The sequence below is a fragment of the Cohnella yongneupensis genome (assembly GCF_042655785.1).
Lineage (GTDB): Bacteria > Bacillota > Bacilli > Paenibacillales > Paenibacillaceae > Cohnella > Cohnella yongneupensis.
Genome location: NZ_JBHSNC010000043.1, coordinates 1 through 17,439, shown reverse-complemented (window position 1 = coordinate 17,439; position 17,439 = coordinate 1). Strand labels below are relative to the sequence as shown.

The 17,439-nt window shown below is 52.2% G+C and carries 12 protein-coding genes; 1 reads left to right on the top strand and 11 read right to left on the bottom strand.

Features of this window, described 5'->3' with window-relative positions; genetic code table 11:
* Positions 1 to 467: 467 nt before the first annotated feature.
* From ACFPQ4_RS13970 to ACFPQ4_RS13925, 10 genes are all read right to left on the bottom strand, one after another.
* A complete protein-coding gene (locus ACFPQ4_RS13970; protein ID WP_378112486.1) occupies positions 468 to 2,432 on the bottom strand; it encodes a glycoside hydrolase family 127 protein in 1,965 nt (654 codons plus the stop codon).
* A gap of 72 nt (positions 2,433 to 2,504) precedes the next feature.
* Entirely contained in the window at positions 2,505 to 3,374 is an 870-nt protein-coding gene (locus ACFPQ4_RS13965; protein WP_378112485.1) for a carbohydrate ABC transporter permease, read from the bottom strand.
* Complete coding sequence (locus ACFPQ4_RS13960) at positions 3,371 to 4,294, bottom strand: carbohydrate ABC transporter permease (protein ID WP_378112484.1); 924 nt, start codon at positions 4,292 to 4,294, stop codon at positions 3,371 to 3,373. The genes ACFPQ4_RS13965 and ACFPQ4_RS13960 overlap by 4 nt, the downstream gene beginning before the upstream one ends.
* A gap of 72 nt (positions 4,295 to 4,366) precedes the next feature.
* Entirely contained in the window at positions 4,367 to 5,773 is a 1,407-nt protein-coding gene (locus tag ACFPQ4_RS13955; protein ID WP_378112483.1) for an ABC transporter substrate-binding protein, read from the bottom strand.
* A gap of 662 nt (positions 5,774 to 6,435) precedes the next feature.
* Positions 6,436 to 7,236: a TPM domain-containing protein gene (locus ACFPQ4_RS13950; RefSeq protein WP_378112482.1), complete on the bottom strand. Its 801-nt coding sequence runs from the start codon at positions 7,234 to 7,236 to the stop codon at positions 6,436 to 6,438.
* Complete coding sequence (locus tag ACFPQ4_RS13945) at positions 7,236 to 7,799, bottom strand: LemA family protein (protein WP_378112481.1); 564 nt, start codon at positions 7,797 to 7,799, stop codon at positions 7,236 to 7,238. The genes ACFPQ4_RS13950 and ACFPQ4_RS13945 overlap by 1 nt, the downstream gene beginning before the upstream one ends.
* Positions 7,800 to 8,426: 627 nt before the next feature.
* Complete coding sequence (locus ACFPQ4_RS13940) at positions 8,427 to 9,500, bottom strand: ABC transporter substrate-binding protein (RefSeq protein ID WP_378112480.1); 1,074 nt, start codon at positions 9,498 to 9,500, stop codon at positions 8,427 to 8,429.
* On the bottom strand, positions 9,497 to 10,306 hold the full coding sequence (locus ACFPQ4_RS13935) for an ABC transporter permease (protein ID WP_378112479.1): 810 nt from the start codon (positions 10,304 to 10,306) through the stop codon (positions 9,497 to 9,499). The genes ACFPQ4_RS13940 and ACFPQ4_RS13935 overlap by 4 nt, the downstream gene beginning before the upstream one ends.
* Positions 10,299 to 11,105, bottom strand: a complete 807-nt coding sequence (locus ACFPQ4_RS13930) for an ABC transporter permease (RefSeq protein WP_378112478.1) — start codon at positions 11,103 to 11,105, stop codon at positions 10,299 to 10,301. Before ACFPQ4_RS13930 ends, ACFPQ4_RS13935 begins: the two co-directional genes overlap by 8 nt.
* The gene (locus tag ACFPQ4_RS13925; protein WP_378112477.1) at positions 11,102 to 12,223 is read right to left on the bottom strand and encodes an ABC transporter ATP-binding protein; all 1,122 of its coding nucleotides are present in this window, start codon (positions 12,221 to 12,223) and stop codon (positions 11,102 to 11,104) included. The genes ACFPQ4_RS13930 and ACFPQ4_RS13925 overlap by 4 nt, the downstream gene beginning before the upstream one ends.
* A 165-nt stretch (positions 12,224 to 12,388) precedes the next feature.
* Between ACFPQ4_RS13925 and ACFPQ4_RS13920 the strand changes: the two genes are divergently transcribed.
* Positions 12,389 to 13,252 (top strand): VOC family protein, encoded by an 864-nt coding sequence (locus tag ACFPQ4_RS13920; protein WP_378112476.1) that lies wholly within the window; start codon positions 12,389 to 12,391, stop codon positions 13,250 to 13,252.
* 313 nt (positions 13,253 to 13,565) lie between these two features.
* Here ACFPQ4_RS13920 and ACFPQ4_RS13915 read toward each other — a convergent pair whose 3' ends face one another.
* Positions 13,566 to 17,168, bottom strand: a complete 3,603-nt coding sequence (locus tag ACFPQ4_RS13915) for a FecR domain-containing protein (RefSeq protein WP_378112475.1) — start codon at positions 17,166 to 17,168, stop codon at positions 13,566 to 13,568.
* Positions 17,169 to 17,439 lie beyond the last annotated feature (271 nt).

The following is a 17,439-nucleotide window of genomic DNA, read 5'->3' as shown; positions in this document are numbered from 1 at the left end:
GAAATAACGCTCGCCTCGGAAGCCGCAATTTACCCGTTCCTGCTTGTTCAATCACCTTAATTCCTCCTTTTTAATGTACTGCGGGCAAAGCTTGGTTTTTTCGCACTCCCTCCGTTTCTTTAACTTTTGCGTTTCTCGTTGCCAAGCGATGCGCTTATATCCATCACCTCCTTTCAGAGCAAGAGGCCGCGCAGCCGAAGGTGAACCTTCATGCAAGCACGGAAAAATAAAGCCATAGAATGTATGGCCTTGCGACGGGTCTAGTGCTCGGTGGTTGTCGACAATGGAATGATCATTAGTAGGAAGAGAGTTGAGAGTATAATGGGGAATCCTTACGCGGAGTAGTAGGTTATCGTAACTTCTCGAATCGTTATTTAAACGTTTAGACAAAAACACCCTTAGCACCGATAAAACCTCTTTTAAAGCAGGCTTCCGAGTAAGGGTATTTCGTAAATATTCTAGCTGCGTTAAGTACTCTCCCTGACCCAGACCGACATTTCGCCGACGCCGCGGTTCGCCCACGCAAAGTATGGAATCAGTCTTGCCGTCACGTTCTTGGAACGAGATATCGCGTCGCTTCGGTACAAGTCGGAGCCCCAATCCTCCGCGCCCGTTCGGATCGCTTCCGCTTGAATGACTTGCAAGCCGCCCATCAACCCGGAATCGAAATAGGTCGTCAATTCGTTCCGTTCCGAAAGCTGTAGGGTGTGCAATTCGGGTCCGTTGTCCGCCTCTTCGAGGCAGTACACGAAAGGTCCGCGCTGGATCGCCACTTTGCCGATCGTCTGGCGAATGCTCGGGTGACCCTTCATCCGCAATATCGTCATCGGGAACGAGATATCGATTACGTCGCCGTCCTGCCAGAGCCGGGTAATTTTAACGTAGCCGTCCGTCACTTGATTCGGATCGTAAGTATATTTGTAGCCCCCGATATGGATGACCGCTTCGCCCTTGCACCAGCCCGGAATCCGCAGCGCCAAAGTGAACTTCGCCGGCTTAGCCGCGTTGACGCGGAACATCGCGTTCCCGTTCCAAGCGTAGTCCGACAGCTGCTCCAAATTGACCGTCTGCCCGTCCGTCTCCCATTCGATTCGGCTGCCTACGTAAAGATGGGTATATAGCGTGTCGTCCTTAAACGAATAAATATATTGGCCGAGCGAAGCCAGCAATCTGGCGATGTTCGGTGGGCAGCAGGCGCATCCGAACCAACCTTGTCTAACCGGTTTTACGTGAGCGTACGCTTTATTGATTTTGCAGACGTCCGGCTTTACTTCGAGCGGGTTTACGTAGAAAAAATGCTTGCCGTCCTTGGACATGCCGCTGACGACCGTATTGTACAGCGCCCGTTCCATGACGTCGGCGTATTCGGCGCGAGGATCGAGCTGAAGCATCCTTCGCGCGAAGAAAATCAATCCGATCGAGGCGCAAGTCTCGGCGTACATCGTATCGTTAGGCAAATCGTAATCGAGCGTGAACGACTCCCCGTGCGCCATCGACCCGATGCCGCCGGTAATGTACATGCGCTTGGTTACGATGTTGGTCCACAGCTTGCGGCACGCTTCAAGCAGCGCCGCGTCTCCGGTTTCCGCCGCCAACTCCGCCATGCCCGTGCACATGTACACTAACCGTACCGCATGGCCTTCCGCCGTTTCTTGCTTGCGAACGGGGAGATGCGCTTGGCTGTACGAAAGGTCGTGAGACATCGCAAGATCCTTGAAATGAACCGTGCCGCCTCTTTTTTTGAATTCATCCTCGTAAAAGTGGGGCAGCATGCCGCGCTGATCCACGAAAAACCGGCACAATTGCAGATAGGAATCTTTGCCCGTGACATGGTACAGCTTCATGAGAGCAAGCTCGATTTCCTGATGCCCGTCGTAGCCTTTCAATTTCCCCGGTTCGCTTCCGAACACAGTGCCGATATGATCGGCGAATTTGCACGCGATGTCCAGCAGGCGACGCTTTCCCGTAGCCTTCGCATAAGCGACGGCCGCTTCGATGAGATGGCCCGCACAATAGAGCTCGTGGCATTCGGCCAAATTCGTCCATCTCTTGCCGGGCTCCTTCAACGTGAAATACGTGTTTAAGTAGCCGTCCGGCTGCTGCGCTTTGCCGATAATTTCGATCACTTCGTCCGCCACGCGTTCCAGATCGGGATTAGGTGCCGAATCCAGCAAGTAAGCGACGGCTTCAAGCCACTTCGACACGTCGCTGTCCTGGAAAACCATGCCGTAAAAGTCGCCTTGCTCCTCCCCCGCGGCGATTTTGAGGTTGCGGATCGCATGGCTCGGTTCGGCGCCCGGCACGCGGTCGTTCAGCGCTTCCCATTGATAAGGAACGACGACGTCTCGGACGAGCCGGATATATTCAGACCAAAACTCGTCCTGTATCCGTACCTTTTCCAAAGGTATCGAGCTTGTGGAATTGTGTGCCAATAGGGTCTCCTCCGATAAACGTTCAGATTTCTTCGATAAGAAGGGACGGCCTCGCGAGTTGCCGCTCGAACATTAATTTTTTAATCCGGTCAGCGTAATTCCCTCTACGAAATACTTTTGACCGATCAGGTAGAAAATGACGCCCGGAGCAAACGACAGGCACGTGGCTGCCATCGTCAGCGACCAATCTTGCTTCAATTGACCTCTGAAATTGGTAAGTCCCAACGCTATCGTGTATTTATCGCTCGAGTTAATGTAAATCATCTGCTGGAGCAAATCGTTCCATAGGCCGATGAAGATAAACAACGCGACGACGATCATGGCGGGCTTGATTGCCGGCATTATAATGTTGAACAAGATGCGGAAGTACCCGGCTCCGTCGATCGTAGCCGCTTGGTCGAGCTCTCTAGGGATAGAGAGAATAAACTGTCGGATCAAAAAGATATTAAAAGCGCCGCCGCCGCAAAAATAAGGCAGAATCAATGGCAGATAGCTGTCATGGAGCCCCAAGCCCCGCGTCCACCCTATGTACAGCGGAATGAGGGTAACCATGACAGGCAGAAGCATTGAACCGACGCAAAGGGCCCAGATCAAGTTTTTGCCCCGAAACCGCAACCTTGCAAAGGCATATCCGCACAAGGTCGCCGTAAACGTTCCCGCCAAACAAGATGGAACGATAATCACCATCGTATTCCACAAATACTTCCAAAATTTGAATACCCTCAGCGTTTTTTCATAATTGGAAAACAACCAATTTCCAGGTACTAGAGACGGCGGATATTTGTAAATCTCGGGGTTGGTCATCAGAGACGTACGGAAGATCCACCAGATCGGAAAGAGTACGAGTCCGGCAAAGAATAGAATAAGGATAAACGAAATGATATTCCCCGTTCGAGCTTGGCGTTTCTTGCTCTTAAGCTTGCCGTAAGTTACTGCGCTCATCTGTCGTCGCCCCCTTCGGAGAAGATCCACCGATTTGAAGTCTTGAACAAAACGGCGGTAAAGGCGGCAAGAATGGCGAAAATAATAAAGGTCGTCGCGCAAGCATAACCCAACCTGTAATTGACGAAAGCCTGATCGTACATCAGATAAGTCATGAACCTTGAAGAATTGCCCGGGCCGCCATTGGTCAACGAAAGGGCCGGCGTAATGACCTGGAGATTGGCGATCAGGCTCAGCAACAAGTTGTAAAAGATAATCGGCGTCATACAGGGCAAGGTGATATGCTTGAAGCGTTTCCATCCGCCCGCGCCATCCATTTCGGCTGCTTCATGATAGACGCTCGGGACGCTTTGAAGCCCGGCCAGAAAAATAACGATCAAGTTACCCGCCAGCCACACCGCGATCAAGGAAAGAGAAGGAACTACATAATCGGAATCCGCGAGAAAGAGTACTTTATTTAATCCGACTTTGGCGAGCAAATAGTTGAAGAACCCGAAATTCGCTTCGTAAAGCCAGTTCCATCCTACGTAGATGGCGGCAGCCGGCAAAACGAACGGCACGTAAAATACGGCTCTGAAAAAACCTCTTGCCGGAATTTTACGGTTGAGCAGCATCGCGATGAATAGCGAATAAATCAAGCTGCCGGCTACGGATAGAACGGCAAAGTAGATCGTCGCTTTAATCGAATCTTTAATATAGGGATCGGTGGTAAATAGCTTGACATAATTATCGAAGCCGACGAATTCGGGTTTAGCCAATCCCGTCCAATTCGTCAAGCTGATTCCGAGCACCCCGACAAGCGGCGCGTACGTCAGAAAGATCAGTCCGAGGAAAGCGGGAATCAAACAGATATAAGCAACCCGTTGTTCGCTCGAACGTATGCGGGAACGGCGTTTCAGCGGTTTATTGATGGTTTCCATATGTCGCTCCCCATCTCATGTTTGAAGGATGACCGCCGATTGCGAGACCTTGGCGGTCATCCTTCCTATCCGTTATTTGTCGCCTTTATTGGCCGCTTTCAAAGCATCGAGATTTTTGGCGATCGCGTCCTTGGCGGTCGTCTTACCGGTCCAAACATCCCCCAGAATCGATCCGAGCAAGGTGTTGAAGTCCGTCGTATGGTTCGTAAAGAACCAGGAAGCCGGTCTCGCCGCGGACGATTGCGCATAATCGACTACCGCAGACTTGTATTGGTCATACGGAGGGAAGTTCGGATTATCTACCCATTTATGGGTGAGCGTTTCATCCGTATACCATTTTGCCAGCGTTGGCATCCAAATGCCCGATGAAATGAGTCCCCAGTTGTTTTCTTCGGCCGTGTACCATTTGAGCCATTCCATCGCTTCTTTCGGATGCTTGGTCTGGGAGAATACGACGTTGGCGCCGCCCGTGTTGAGGGTAACCTTCTCTTTCATGTAAGGCAATACGGCTACGCCATAGTTCAGCCCTGCTTCCTTGGCCGCATTCAAGCTAGTTCCCACGTTCCATGCACCGTTCGTCGCCATGGCGACCGTTCCTGCAATGATGGTACGCTGAATGCCATCATCGGTCTGTCCGACGGACAACGGGGCAACATGATCTTTCAAGTACAGATCCGCGACTTTCTGAATCCCTTCGGCACTTGCGTCTTCCCCGATTCTCACCTCTGTACCGTCACTGTTATAGAAACCGCCGCCATTGCTAAGCGCCCAAGTTTCCAACTGCCACGGCAGATTTTCGACGGATGCGCCGAACTGTACGATGCTCTGCGAATCAAATCCATCCTCGTCGGGATGTTTGCCGTTCTTGTCGTTCGTCAGCTTCTTGGCCGCGGCTACGAATTCGTCCCACGTCCATGCTTTATCCAGCACGGATGGCGGATAAGCCACGCCTGCTTTGTCGAACATGTCTTTGTTGTAGTAAAGGAGGAGAATTTCATTGGCAGCGGCATAGGCTACCGTCTTGCCTTGATATTTGTAAGCCAAGCTATCCAGCGGTTTGCTGTCGCTTCCCTCGTACATGGAGCTTACGTCGTTCAGCATGCCATCGGAGGACCATTGGATAACGCCGTCTTCCTTCAAGATCCCGGTATCTGGCAATTGACCTGCCGTTGCCTGCGTATTCAACTTGGTCATGTAGCTTTCCCAAGGGACCGCTTGCACCGTTACTTCGATTCCGTCTTGGGAAGCATTGAATTTGTCGGCCGCTTCCTGGGTTTTGTTGCCTTCTTCTTCGCTTCCCCACATCGAATAAGTAATCTTGACCTTCTCCGTTTTAGAAGGCGTCTTCTCCGGTGCCTTTGAAGCCTCTCCCGATGCTGGAGCTGTGTTGTTGTTGTCGTTGTTCCCACCACAGCCTATGACGCTGAATGCCAATGCAGCCAAGAGAAGACCTACCCCAAGTCTCTTTCCTGCTTTCATTGCCCCGCTCTCCCTTCAACATTAGAAAAATTATTTATGTCCAACCGTCTGACCCATCTCCTTGGAAGTTCCAAGTTATAGAGTTAAACGTTTAGCATCACTTTTCCTGCCGTTATAGGCTCAAAACTGTTTTCTAAACGTTTAGATTATTTCGTACAAGAACCCAAAAGATTACATGGTCATCGAGGGAATTCGGATCCCCGCGTACCGCCGTAAGCGGTTACAACCTTGTAATGTTCAGTTTGACGTGCACGGATCCATTCAATCCTCAGGAATGTTGCATGAAATCTTTAAGTATCGGTTGAATCTGACCGTTATCTAAACGTTTAAAAACTTACAACTTTGTTATATCACACGTTTCCTTTTTTATGCAAGCGCTTTTTTTCTCTTTTATTGGCGATTTATTCGACTGTTGGAATATCTTTAATCTCCAAAAACTGCCTATCAACGTTGAAATGAAGGAAAAGGATACCCTGAACGCCTGTTAATTGGTTAAACGATTTGAATGTTGAGTATGCCGGACTTCTCCGACGCCTTATGTTCTGTTTTAGTCATGAAAAATGCTCCCCTCGCGATAAACAGGTTTTATTATTTCACCTGTCTCTCGTTCGGGGAGCATATCCAGACCCTACACGGTGACTCTGAGAACGCCCCATCGATCCTTACCTGCTCGCGCCCCCGCCGCCGGAGGAACCGCCGCCACCGCGGCCCCCTCCGGAGCGCCCGCCGCCTCCGCCGCCTCTTCGGCCGACCATGCTGAGGATGGCCCAAGTGACCGCTCCGCCGGTGAATTTAAAATCCAGCACGATCAGCAAGACGACGCCGAGACCGAGCAGTGTTTTCATGTACGTCGGCATGCTCGCGAAGAAGCCTTCGCCGTCGCTTTGTTGCGCGGGCGCCAGCGGAGCGATGTCTTCAACGCTTCCGGTCGCATCGATGCCGTATTCCGCCGCGACCTCTACGATTAGCGCGCTTTGCGTTTGCATAAACGCTTCATCCAGCTTGCCCGCGTCCCGGTTCGGCACGAAATATTGGTCCAAAATCGCTCCGGCTTTTCCGTCCGTAATCCTTCCTTCGAGACCGTATCCGACTTCGATCCGCACGTGCTTATCCGCAGCGGAATAGAGCAACAGCACGCCGTCGTTAAGCTTGCTGCTGCCTAGACCAAGCTTGCGGAAGGTGTCCACCGCGAGTTGTTCCAGCGTCGTGCCCTCCAGCGACGGCACGGTTACGACGCCGACTTGCGCGGAGCCGGTCTTTTGATTCAGCCATATCGCGGTATTGTATAATCGCACTTTCGTCTCCGAGGAGATAACGTTCGCTTCGTCGACGACGTAAACGCCGTACCTGGAATCGCCTGACGTAGCCGCGGACGCCCCGTTCGCGGCGACCGGAAGCGCCCATAATACCGCGAATAAAAGCAGTGCGGCGATCTTCCTGCCATAACGACGCGGCCCCGTCATCAGAAGTTCACTTCAGGCACGGTCTCCGCGCCAGGCTTCGCCTTGAAAAGCGCCTTCTTATCGAACCCGAACATCCCCGCGTAGATCGACGAAGGAAACTTCTTGATGCGCGTATTATAGTTCGTCACGGCATCGTTGTAATCTTTGCGGGCGATCGCGATCCGGTTCTCCGTGCCGGCCAACTCGTCCATCAGCTTGGAAAACTGCGTGTCCGCCTTCAAGGTCGGATAGTTTTCCACGACGACAAGCAAGCGGGACAGCGCCCCTTCCAGCTCGGCGTTCGCGTTCGACACGTCTTCGGGCGTGCTCGCCCCGGCCAGCTTGGCTCGCGCTGCCGCGATCGACTCGAACACTTCCTTCTCGTGCGCGGCGTATCCTTTGACCGTATTGACCAAGTTCGGAATAACGTCTTCCCGGCGCTGCAGCTGCGTGTCGATATTAGCGAACGCGTTATCCGCCGCGGTGTCCGCGCTGACGATTTTGTTGTACGAGCTAACCGCCGACAAAATGACGATCAAGACGATCGCCCCGACGACCAGCCACACTTTCGTGGAACCTTTCATTCTCGCTCCTCCTTCTTCCTTACCCGACGAAATCGTTAGACAACCCTACTGTATGCAACTCGATTCGCATCATTCCATACAACACTAGTAATTACCCAAATCTTGCTCCGCCAATCTTGCGACGCATGCAAAAACCCCAGACTCGCTACTAGAGCGGTCTGGGGTCTTACGATTATATAAGTCTAGTGAGAGATGAAGGTTAGGATTCGTTTTTTCTCCAGATGACAGTCGGGCTCGTACGAGATAGCTCATCTATCGTTTTGGCTCTGCGGATTTCGATAGCACGCCTATGCGCCGCGAAGCGTCGTCGTGCCGGTGAAGCTTGTATTTCCTTGAATGTGAAATTTCGGCGGGCTTCGCGGACACAGATGACGTTATTTGTTGAAAATAGCTCCAATATACGATTGTAACGGACTCAGTCGCCTCTATCTCACGGAATATCAAGCTTTATTTATATTATTGATGCGAATAACATCCACCGTGTCCGCTGGATGTCTAACTATCGCAATTTTTGCTAACATAAGGTCTCTACGGTCCACAAACTTGCGAGGAACTCGATCGCAAAAAAGCATCGCCCCCTCCGAACCGAATTCGGACTTGGGAACGATGCTTTTACTGTTTCGCAGATTACTTCCGATGCATCTTAAACTCGAGGAACAGCTCGTTATAATGCGCCAACATCCGCTTGCCGAGGTTGTCGTACACTTCTAGCTTGTCGGTGAGCTCCGGCGACGGATAGAACCGCTCGTCTCCCGAAATATCTTCCGGCAGCAGCTTGAGCGCTTCGGCATTCGGAGTGGAGTAACCTACGTATTCGGCGTTGCGCTCGGCGATTTCCGGATCGAGCATGAAGTTCATGAAGGCGTACGCGCCTTCGATGTTCTTCGCCGTCTTCGGAATGACCATGTTGTCGAACCAGACGTTCGAGCCCTCTTGCGGCACGACGTAATCCAGCTTCTCGTTCTCCGACAAAATTTCCGCCGCGTCGCCGGACCAGACGAGACCGACCGAAGCTTCCTCGTTCGCGAGCAGCATTTTGATTTCGTCGCCGACGATCGCTTTCACGTTGGGCGTCAGCTCGTTCAGCTTCCGCTTCGCCTCTTGCAGGTGATCCTCGTTCGTATCGTTCAGCGAATAGCCCAGGCTATTCAGCCCCATCCCCATCACTTCCCGAGCCCCGTCCACGAGCAAAATATCGTTATGAAGCGCGGGGTCCCACAATTCGTCCCAGCTGGTGAACTTATGATCGCCGACCAGCTCGGGGTTATACACGATGCCTACCGTCCCCCAGAAATACGGAATCGAGTACGCGTTCCCCTTATCGAAAGGAAGGTCCATGAAGCGCGGATCGATGTTGCTCAAATTCGGCAACTTCGAATGATCGAGCGGAATGAGAGACCCGTCTTCTTTCATCTTGCTGATCGCGTAGTCGGACGGAATGCTAATATCGAAAGTCGTGCCGCCCTGTTCGATCTTCGTCATCATCGCCTCGTTGGAATCGAACGTCTGATAGATGACCGTAATACCCGTCTTCTCTTCGAATTCGGAGATCAGGTCGGGATCGATATAATCGCCCCAGTTGTAAATCGTCAGCGTATTCCCCCCCGAATACCCTTCGGAAGCGTTCAACCGGTACGTCACGTACATGAGCGCGAAAGAAATGACGAGCACCGCGGCGAACAGCCTGGCTAACTGCTTCATGGCTGCGGCACCCCCAGTCTGGCGCGACGGCCGCTATTGCGGCGGTTGATCAAGTAATAGCCCACGACGAGTACGATCGTCACGAGGAAGATTAAAGTAGACAACGCATTGATATTCAAGGCGATCCCTTGCCGCGCGCGCGAGTAAATCTCGACGGACAGCGTAGTGAAGCCGTTGCCGGTGACGAAGAACGTGACCGCGAAGTCGTCGAGCGAATACGTCAGCGCCATGAAAAATCCGGCGAAGATGCCCGGCTTAATGAACGGAATAACGACTTTGGACAGCACGTTCCAGCCATTGGCCCCGAGGTCCCGCGCCGCGTCGATGAGCGTCGGGCTCATCTCTTGCAGCTTCGGCAACACCATGAGCACGACGATCGGCACGCTGAACGCGACGTGCGACAGCAGCACCGAGGTGAAGCCGAGCTTCACACCCGCGATCGTGAACAAGATGAGGAACGACGCCCCGATAATTACGTCGGGACTGACGATCAGCACGTTGTTCATCGATAACAGCGTGTTTTTGCGCCTGTGGCGCCGGATCCGATGAATGGCGAGCGCCCCGGCGATACCGAAGATCGTCGAAATCGCAGCAGACAACAGCGCGATGACGAGCGTATTCAGCACGATAATCAGCAATCGCGTGTCCTGGAACACTTCGCGGTACCAATCGAGCGTAAAGCCGTCATAACCATGCATCGTCCCGCCGCTGTTGAACGAGTAGAAGACGAGATAAGCGATCGGCGCATACAGAATGAGGAATACGAACACGAGATAGGCGTTGGCCCACTTATTATTTTTACCCATCGACGAGACCTCTCTTCCGCTTGCCCGTTACGATCATGATGATGGCCATCGCGATAATGAGGACGACCGCGATCGAAGACCCCATCCCCCAATCCTGCGTGACGAGAAAATGCTGCTCGATAGCCGTACCCAGCGTAATGACCCGGTTGCCCGCGATGAGACGCGTAATCATAAACAGCGACAGTGCCGGAATGAACACCGCTTGGCAGCCCGCTTTGACGCCTTCGAGCGTGAGCGGGAAGACGACTTTGCGGAACGTCGCCCATGGCGATGCCCCGAGATCCCTGGACGCGTAAATCAGCGACGGATTGAGTTCATCCAAGGCGTTGTAAATCGGCAAAATCATGAACGGAATGAAAATATAAACCGACACGAACACGAAGCTGAAGTCGGTGAACAGGATTTGCTTAGTACCAATCCCTACGAGCTCTAGCACCTTGTTCGCGAAACCGTACGTTCCGAAGATCCCGATGAACGCGTACGTCTTAAGCAACAAGTTAATCCAGCTCGGTACGATTATGAGCAGCAGCCATAGCGACTTATGCTTCGTCCGGGTAAGGAAATATGCGGTCGGGTACGCGACCAGCAGCGAAAATACGGTGATGAGAAACGCGTACCAGAACGAATTAAGCGTCATCCGCAAGTACACCGGAGACAGAAATTTCGTGTAGTTATCGAACGTAAAATTCCCGTCGACGTCGAACACCGAATAATAGACGACAAGCAAAATCGGCGCTACGACGAATAATACCATCCAAGCCAAATACGGTATAAGGAATAGATTTCTAGACCTCGTCATTGGGCAGCCCCTGCTTCCGCCCCGCCGTAGGCTTCGAGACGTCTGTCGAAATCTTCTTCCGTCTCGTTGAACCGCATGACGTGAATCGCCTCCGGATCGAAGCGCAAGCCGATATTATCGCCTACGGTCGCTTTCCGGGTCGAATGAACGAGCCACTCGTTGCCCGCGTTATCGTTGCAGCTGATCTCGTAGTGTACGCCCCGGAACAGCTGGCTATCGACTTTGACTTGGAGATTGCCAAGCTCGGAAGTCGTGATTTCCAAGTCCTCCGGGCGAATGACGATTTCGACGGATTCGTTCGGCAGGAAGCCATGATCGACGCATTCGAACGTCTTGCCCGCGAATCGGACTAAGCCGTCTTCGATCATCGTGCCGGGAACGATGTTCGATTCCCCGATGAAGTCGGCTACGAACCGGTTGATCGGCTCGTCGTAAATATCTACCGGGGTACCGCTTTGCTGTATGACGCCTTGATTCAGGACGAAGATCTCGTCCGACAAGGCGAGTGCTTCTTCTTGGTCGTGCGTGACGAAAATGAACGTAATGCCGAGACGGCGTTGCAGCTCGCGAAGCTCGTACTGCATCTCGGTGCGCAGCTTCAGATCGAGCGCGGACAACGGTTCGTCGAGCAACAGCACTTCCGGCTCGTTGACGATGGCGCGCGCGATCGCGACGCGTTGGCGCTGACCGCCGGACATGTCGGAAATTTCCCTATTCTCGTAGCCGCTCAAGTTGACGAAGCGAAGCGCTTCCTTCACCTTCGCGTCTATGTCGGATTTTTTCCATTTTTTCACCCGCAAGCCGAACGCTACGTTCTCGAATACATTCAAATGCGGAAACAGCGCATAATCTTGGAACACCGTGTTCACCTTACGTTCATGCGCAGGCACGCCATTGATGACCTTACCCTGGAAAACCACGTTGCCCTGGGAAGGCTCGGTGAAGCCCGCGATGAGCCGAAGAATCGTTGTCTTGCCGCAGCCCGAGGGACCGAGCAGCGTGTAAAATTTACCCCGTTCGATCGAGAAGCTGACATCGTTCAGCACTTTCGTGCCGTCATCGTATTTCTTACTGATCCGATCAAACCGAATGATCGGTTGTTGCTCTTGTTGCGACATCCTGAACGCCTCCGCCTTGTTCGACATCCTACCATTTCCCTACATTGTATCATGATCTCCAACCGTTAGACATTCACTCTAATGATCGCTTTTTGACAGATTTCAATTTATCATATATAGTTACTTACATAAAGTAATTAAATATAAAGCAACGGAGGGTTTATGATGGCCTATTCCTTACCTGCCCATACAGTGCTTGGAGAATTGAAGCTGAGGGTACGCAACCTTGCTCACTTGATCACTTTCTATACAGACGTAATCGGACTGCAAGTGTTGAACCGGGACAGCCACAAAGCAGAGCTTACGGCGGACGGGAAGCGAGCGCTGCTGGTGCTCGAGGAGCTTCCGAACGCGATCACGATGCCGGAGCGGTCGACGACCGGACTGTACCATTTCGCTATTCTCGTGCCGAGCCGGAAGCAGCTTGGCTTATCGCTTCGCAGGCTTGCGGAGTATGGGGTGCGAATCGGGCAGGCCGATCACTTGGTGAGCGAAGCGTTATATTTGTCCGATCCCGAGGGCAACGGCATCGAGATTTATCGCGATCGGCCGAGAGACGAATGGGAGTGGGAAGGCGGCAACGTCAAAATGGCGTCCGATCCGCTAGATATTCCGGGCATTCTGCGCGAGGCGGAGGATTCCCCTTGGCAAGGCTTGCCGCCGGAGACGATCATGGGGCATATTCATCTGCACATCGGCGATTTGGCGAAAGCTCGGGCGTTCTATTGCGACCTCCTCGGCTGGGAGATGGCCGCGGACATGTCGCGCATGATGCGCGCCCTCTTCATCTCGGCTGGCGGCTATCACCACCACATCGGCCTCAACGTCTGGGCCGGCGTAGGCGCGCCTCAGCCTCCGGCCAATGCTACGGGCTTGGATTACTTCAAGGTCGTGCTGCCGTCGGCTGCGGAGTTGGATGAAGTCGTGGCTCGCGTGCGAGAATCGGGTGTGGAGATTGCGCAGCAGAATGGGGATTGGGTCGTGAGCGATCCGTTCGGGAATGAGATTAGGTTGGGGTTGGCAGTTTAAGCTAACAAGAACCGCAAAAGACCATGCAGCATAGTAGTCTGCATGGTCTTTTTTGCGGTTTGCGGTTTGCTGCGTGAATCAACGCGGTTTAAATGTAATTCATACAACTAAATTTCACGCCAACCGCTGAGTTCGCCTATTTAGCTGCATTCGTACAGCTAAATTAACTCAAATTCGATGTTACTCCGATAATCCTGCCAATTAGGTGAATGTTTGGCAACTAAACTGCGTATCTCACATTTTTATTGCAAATTAGTTGTAGGTTTTGCAATTAATTACGTAGCAATGGGCTCGAAGTTCATCGTGAACCAGGTTAAAGCGATATCGGCGTGACTTCGATCGAATACACGAATACTTGACCATCGTATTCCACCCACAGCTGAGCGTTAGTCGGATTCCCATCGTTCAGAGGGAACCAATACATGCCACCGTCTTCTTCGGCTTCGACGCCGTCGTCCCGAACAACCTTTATAATGTGCGCGTCGGCTTTACTCAAGGTAGGGTTAATCCCTACCTCGGTAGCGTCAGGATCCACTTCCGCCGTCCATTTGGACGTTTCACCGACAGGTTGGAAGTCGACGAGCGACTCGAAGCTGTCCTCGGCATAAATTCCGCTAAGCGAGAAATCCGCTGGAGGTTGCTCTCCCACCCATATCCGATAATTGAAAATCGTCGGGTGACCGCTGTTGAGCGAATCGTCGATTCGGATTTCGGCCACGTGCCAGCCAGGGGCCAAATCATTCAAATAATAATAGCCGCCGCTGACCGGAATCGGCGTCGAATCCTCATCGAGATAAACCTCTATGCCGCCGCTCTTTGCCGTCTTGCTGGCATACATGATAAAGCTCGCGGAATCGTTGCTTCTATAACTCGAGAAGTAGGTGTTCTCGCTTATCTCTACCGGATTAGACCCGAAGTCAAGTAAATCTGGGTTACCGGATGCCATTACGTACAAGTAAGCTAAATCTCCCGCTTCGACCGGCGGCCTATTCAGATGCAACGTGTACGTCTTCACGGTTTTACCGGAAGGAGACGCTATCGTGATCTCGACCGATTTTCCCGCTCCTATATTGCTAACATCCCTCGAGTTCCAGCTACCGTACTCGTACCAGTCAAGACTAGTATTTTGGCCGTCAATCGTGACGTGCAAGAACGGATTGACACTCGAGCTGAACGGCTTCAAGGCTACGTCCGTTATATTGTTCGGCAAGGTAATGCTGGCTTCCAGCGATTCCCCCGGAATATCGACGGTAGAATACGTATTATAGTGGAATCCGGTTCTGTCGATCACCTGGACGCTATTGAGCGAAAAGGCTATCATCTCCGGAAGCTCATCGACCTTATAGACTAACTCGTGTCCGCCATACGAGAACGTGAAGTTGATCGTGCCGCCGAACCCTATCCCATCAAATGAATAGTAACCATCGGCATCCGCTTCCAAGCTATTGGGCATTCCCTCTACTATCGCTTGAGCACCTTCAAGTTGTACGCCTGTCGGGAGCACTAGCGGCTTAATACGTTGAACTCCGCTTTCACCTGGGACTTCCAGATACCATTGCGTCGGATTATCGAATGCAGCGCCAAGTCCCGTATTATTATCGGCAATGAACCCGATATCAGCAAACGGCTGCGGCAATTCCATGCCTCTGTAGATATGAAGATTATAGATATGGGATTGCTGCATCGCTCTGTCCCACGCGACGATCTCGAAGTCGTACCACCCCGGGACCATGTTGTATTCATCGTCCAACGGAAGCGTTGCTTCCAAGCCCATCATTCCCCAGTCGCGAAGCTCGACTTTCTTGCCGTGGGCCCACTGGAACACTTGGTAATGCTCATGCGAAGGCACAATCTCCAAGTTGGAGTAGCCATCCGTGTCCGGTCCTGCAAAAGCAAAGAAGCTGTTCTCTCCGTAGGAGGTTGCATCGAAAGATTCGCCCTCCGAATAACCAATCGCTACGCTATTCAGCGAGAGTTCCTCTTCGTACGGGGTGCCCCTAAGAATCGTAAATCTGATGACTGACGGGACTTCGTCTTCCATCTTGTACTCGATCCAATAGGTGGTGTACGCATCCTCCGCATTTAGGTGTAATCCAACCGTGAACTGAATGCCCGTGCCCTCATTCGTGTAAGTCGGATGAACAGGATTTGCGGATTCGTCATAGACCGTAACGCTATCCGGATTAGGTGTTCCGTTAGCCAGTGCCATACTCAATTGAACGTCGCTAGTTAACTCAGGGACGGCGACCGAATACTCGTAACGCGTCCCTCCGATTTCATCGGTTCCTTCACTTACGAACCGTGGCAAAGCCGAATCGAGCGACTCCATTACGGACCAACTGCTCACATGATCAGGCAAAGTGTAGATCGAATACTTCACGTCGACCGTCCAAGCTTGCGATGTACCGTTTTGTGCCTTGACGGTGTAGGTTACTAGTTCTTCGAAGTCGTTAGGCGTTGCGCCGCTCGTCTGACGGACATCGCCAATATAAGCGACCGCATTGGAAGAGAGCTCGAAGTTGGCGATAAGTTCGTATAGACTCGTTCCTCTCTCCATCGTGACCTCTACCGAATGAGAAGCCTTATCGATGAATGTCGTTCCTATCTGTTGCGCGAAGCCGAACGACACGATATCTTTGCCCGACGACAAGCTTGGCGACGAGCCCGGAGTCGTCGATGGCGGCGTCTGTCCGTTCTGTCCCGCAAGCTCCTGCTCGCGCTGCTTCGTATCGTCTGCGAAGCGCTTCTTCTCAGAATCGGACAATTGGCTCTCGTATTCGTCCTTCGCCTTCTTCTTCTTAGCATCCTCGGCCTCTTGATCAGCCTTCTGCTTAGCCTTGCGAGCCTCGTCGAGTAAACGCAGCATTTCCTCGTTCTTCTTACGATCTTCCTCTTCCTTAGCTTTGCGGTCAGAGGCAAGCTTCTCCGCTTCTGCTTCTTTCTTGCGTTGCAGCTCCAACTGCGCTTTCTCTTCATCGGTCAGTTGCAGCTTGTTCTTCGATAGATCTATCTCGAAGCCGGATTGCGCTCGCACCTCTTCGATGATCTGATGCAGCCGCTCTGGATTGATTAAACCGCTATCCAATGCTTGGTTGACGAGCGCCCCCAACAAATTTTCCGTATTCGCTTTGAAGCGCACCAGATCCGCTTCCGTGCCGCCGATCTCATCCGGCACTTCGCCGTTTTCGTATTGGTCGACGTGATGCTCGTTCTCTGCCATAATATCCGCAGCGCCTAGTAGAATAGCTCTCACAATTTCGGCGTTTCCTTGTTGCATGAGCTTTGCCAGATCGACGGGAGCAATCGTGATTTCCGAATCGCCGTCGGTTCCCTCATCCGTAACAAGCGCATTCTGCGTCGGGTAAACGTCACGCGTATCGCCGCTTTCGCCCGTCGCCGTCGTCCTGACGACACCGGCAGCTACCATTACTCTCGTCGCTCCGGTATCCGGATTCACCGTTACGAGAAGATGCGTTCCCCGAACGCCCATGACAGCCGTCGGAGTTTCCAGAGTGAACTGGTCGTCGGCGTTCGTGATCGACTTAACGTCGACCCATGCCGAGCCGCTCCACATGCTGACTTTCGTCGTCGTACCTTTTTTACTAGATAGCTTGGAGAACGTCAGCTTCGTATTCGAAGCGATCGTCATCCGGTCATCCTCGGAAGTGCCGTTGGCGAACTGCAGCACGGCGGAACTAGCCGAACCGACCGAGAGTACGTCCCCTTCGTTCAGACTCATTTTGGCGAATGCCGTAAACTCTTTGGAGCCTCCCGCCTTCTTCACCTTAACGGTGCCTTTAAGCTCCTTAATAACAGCTACCCGCGACGACGCGGCCGCCGCTTCCTTCGAGAACGCCCCTAGCAACGGCACGGCTACGATCAAAATAGCCAACCAAATCATAAATCCCTTGCGCATTATAATTACCCTCCTAATAATGAACAACCTATCTCATCAAGCCGTCTGTCTGGACAGTCCGACCAATATATGAAAATAAGACCATCATTCTACCATTTTACAGGAAAAGTACGATAGATTTCGATAATTATTTTGATTTCGCGACAAATATCGAGAAAGTAATAAAATGCATCCTCATTATGAAAAAAACGCCGCGATCTCCGACGTGAAGTGCACCCCTTATAGTGGACATTGTATAAAACACCCTGGTGTTTTACCGATGAAAACTATA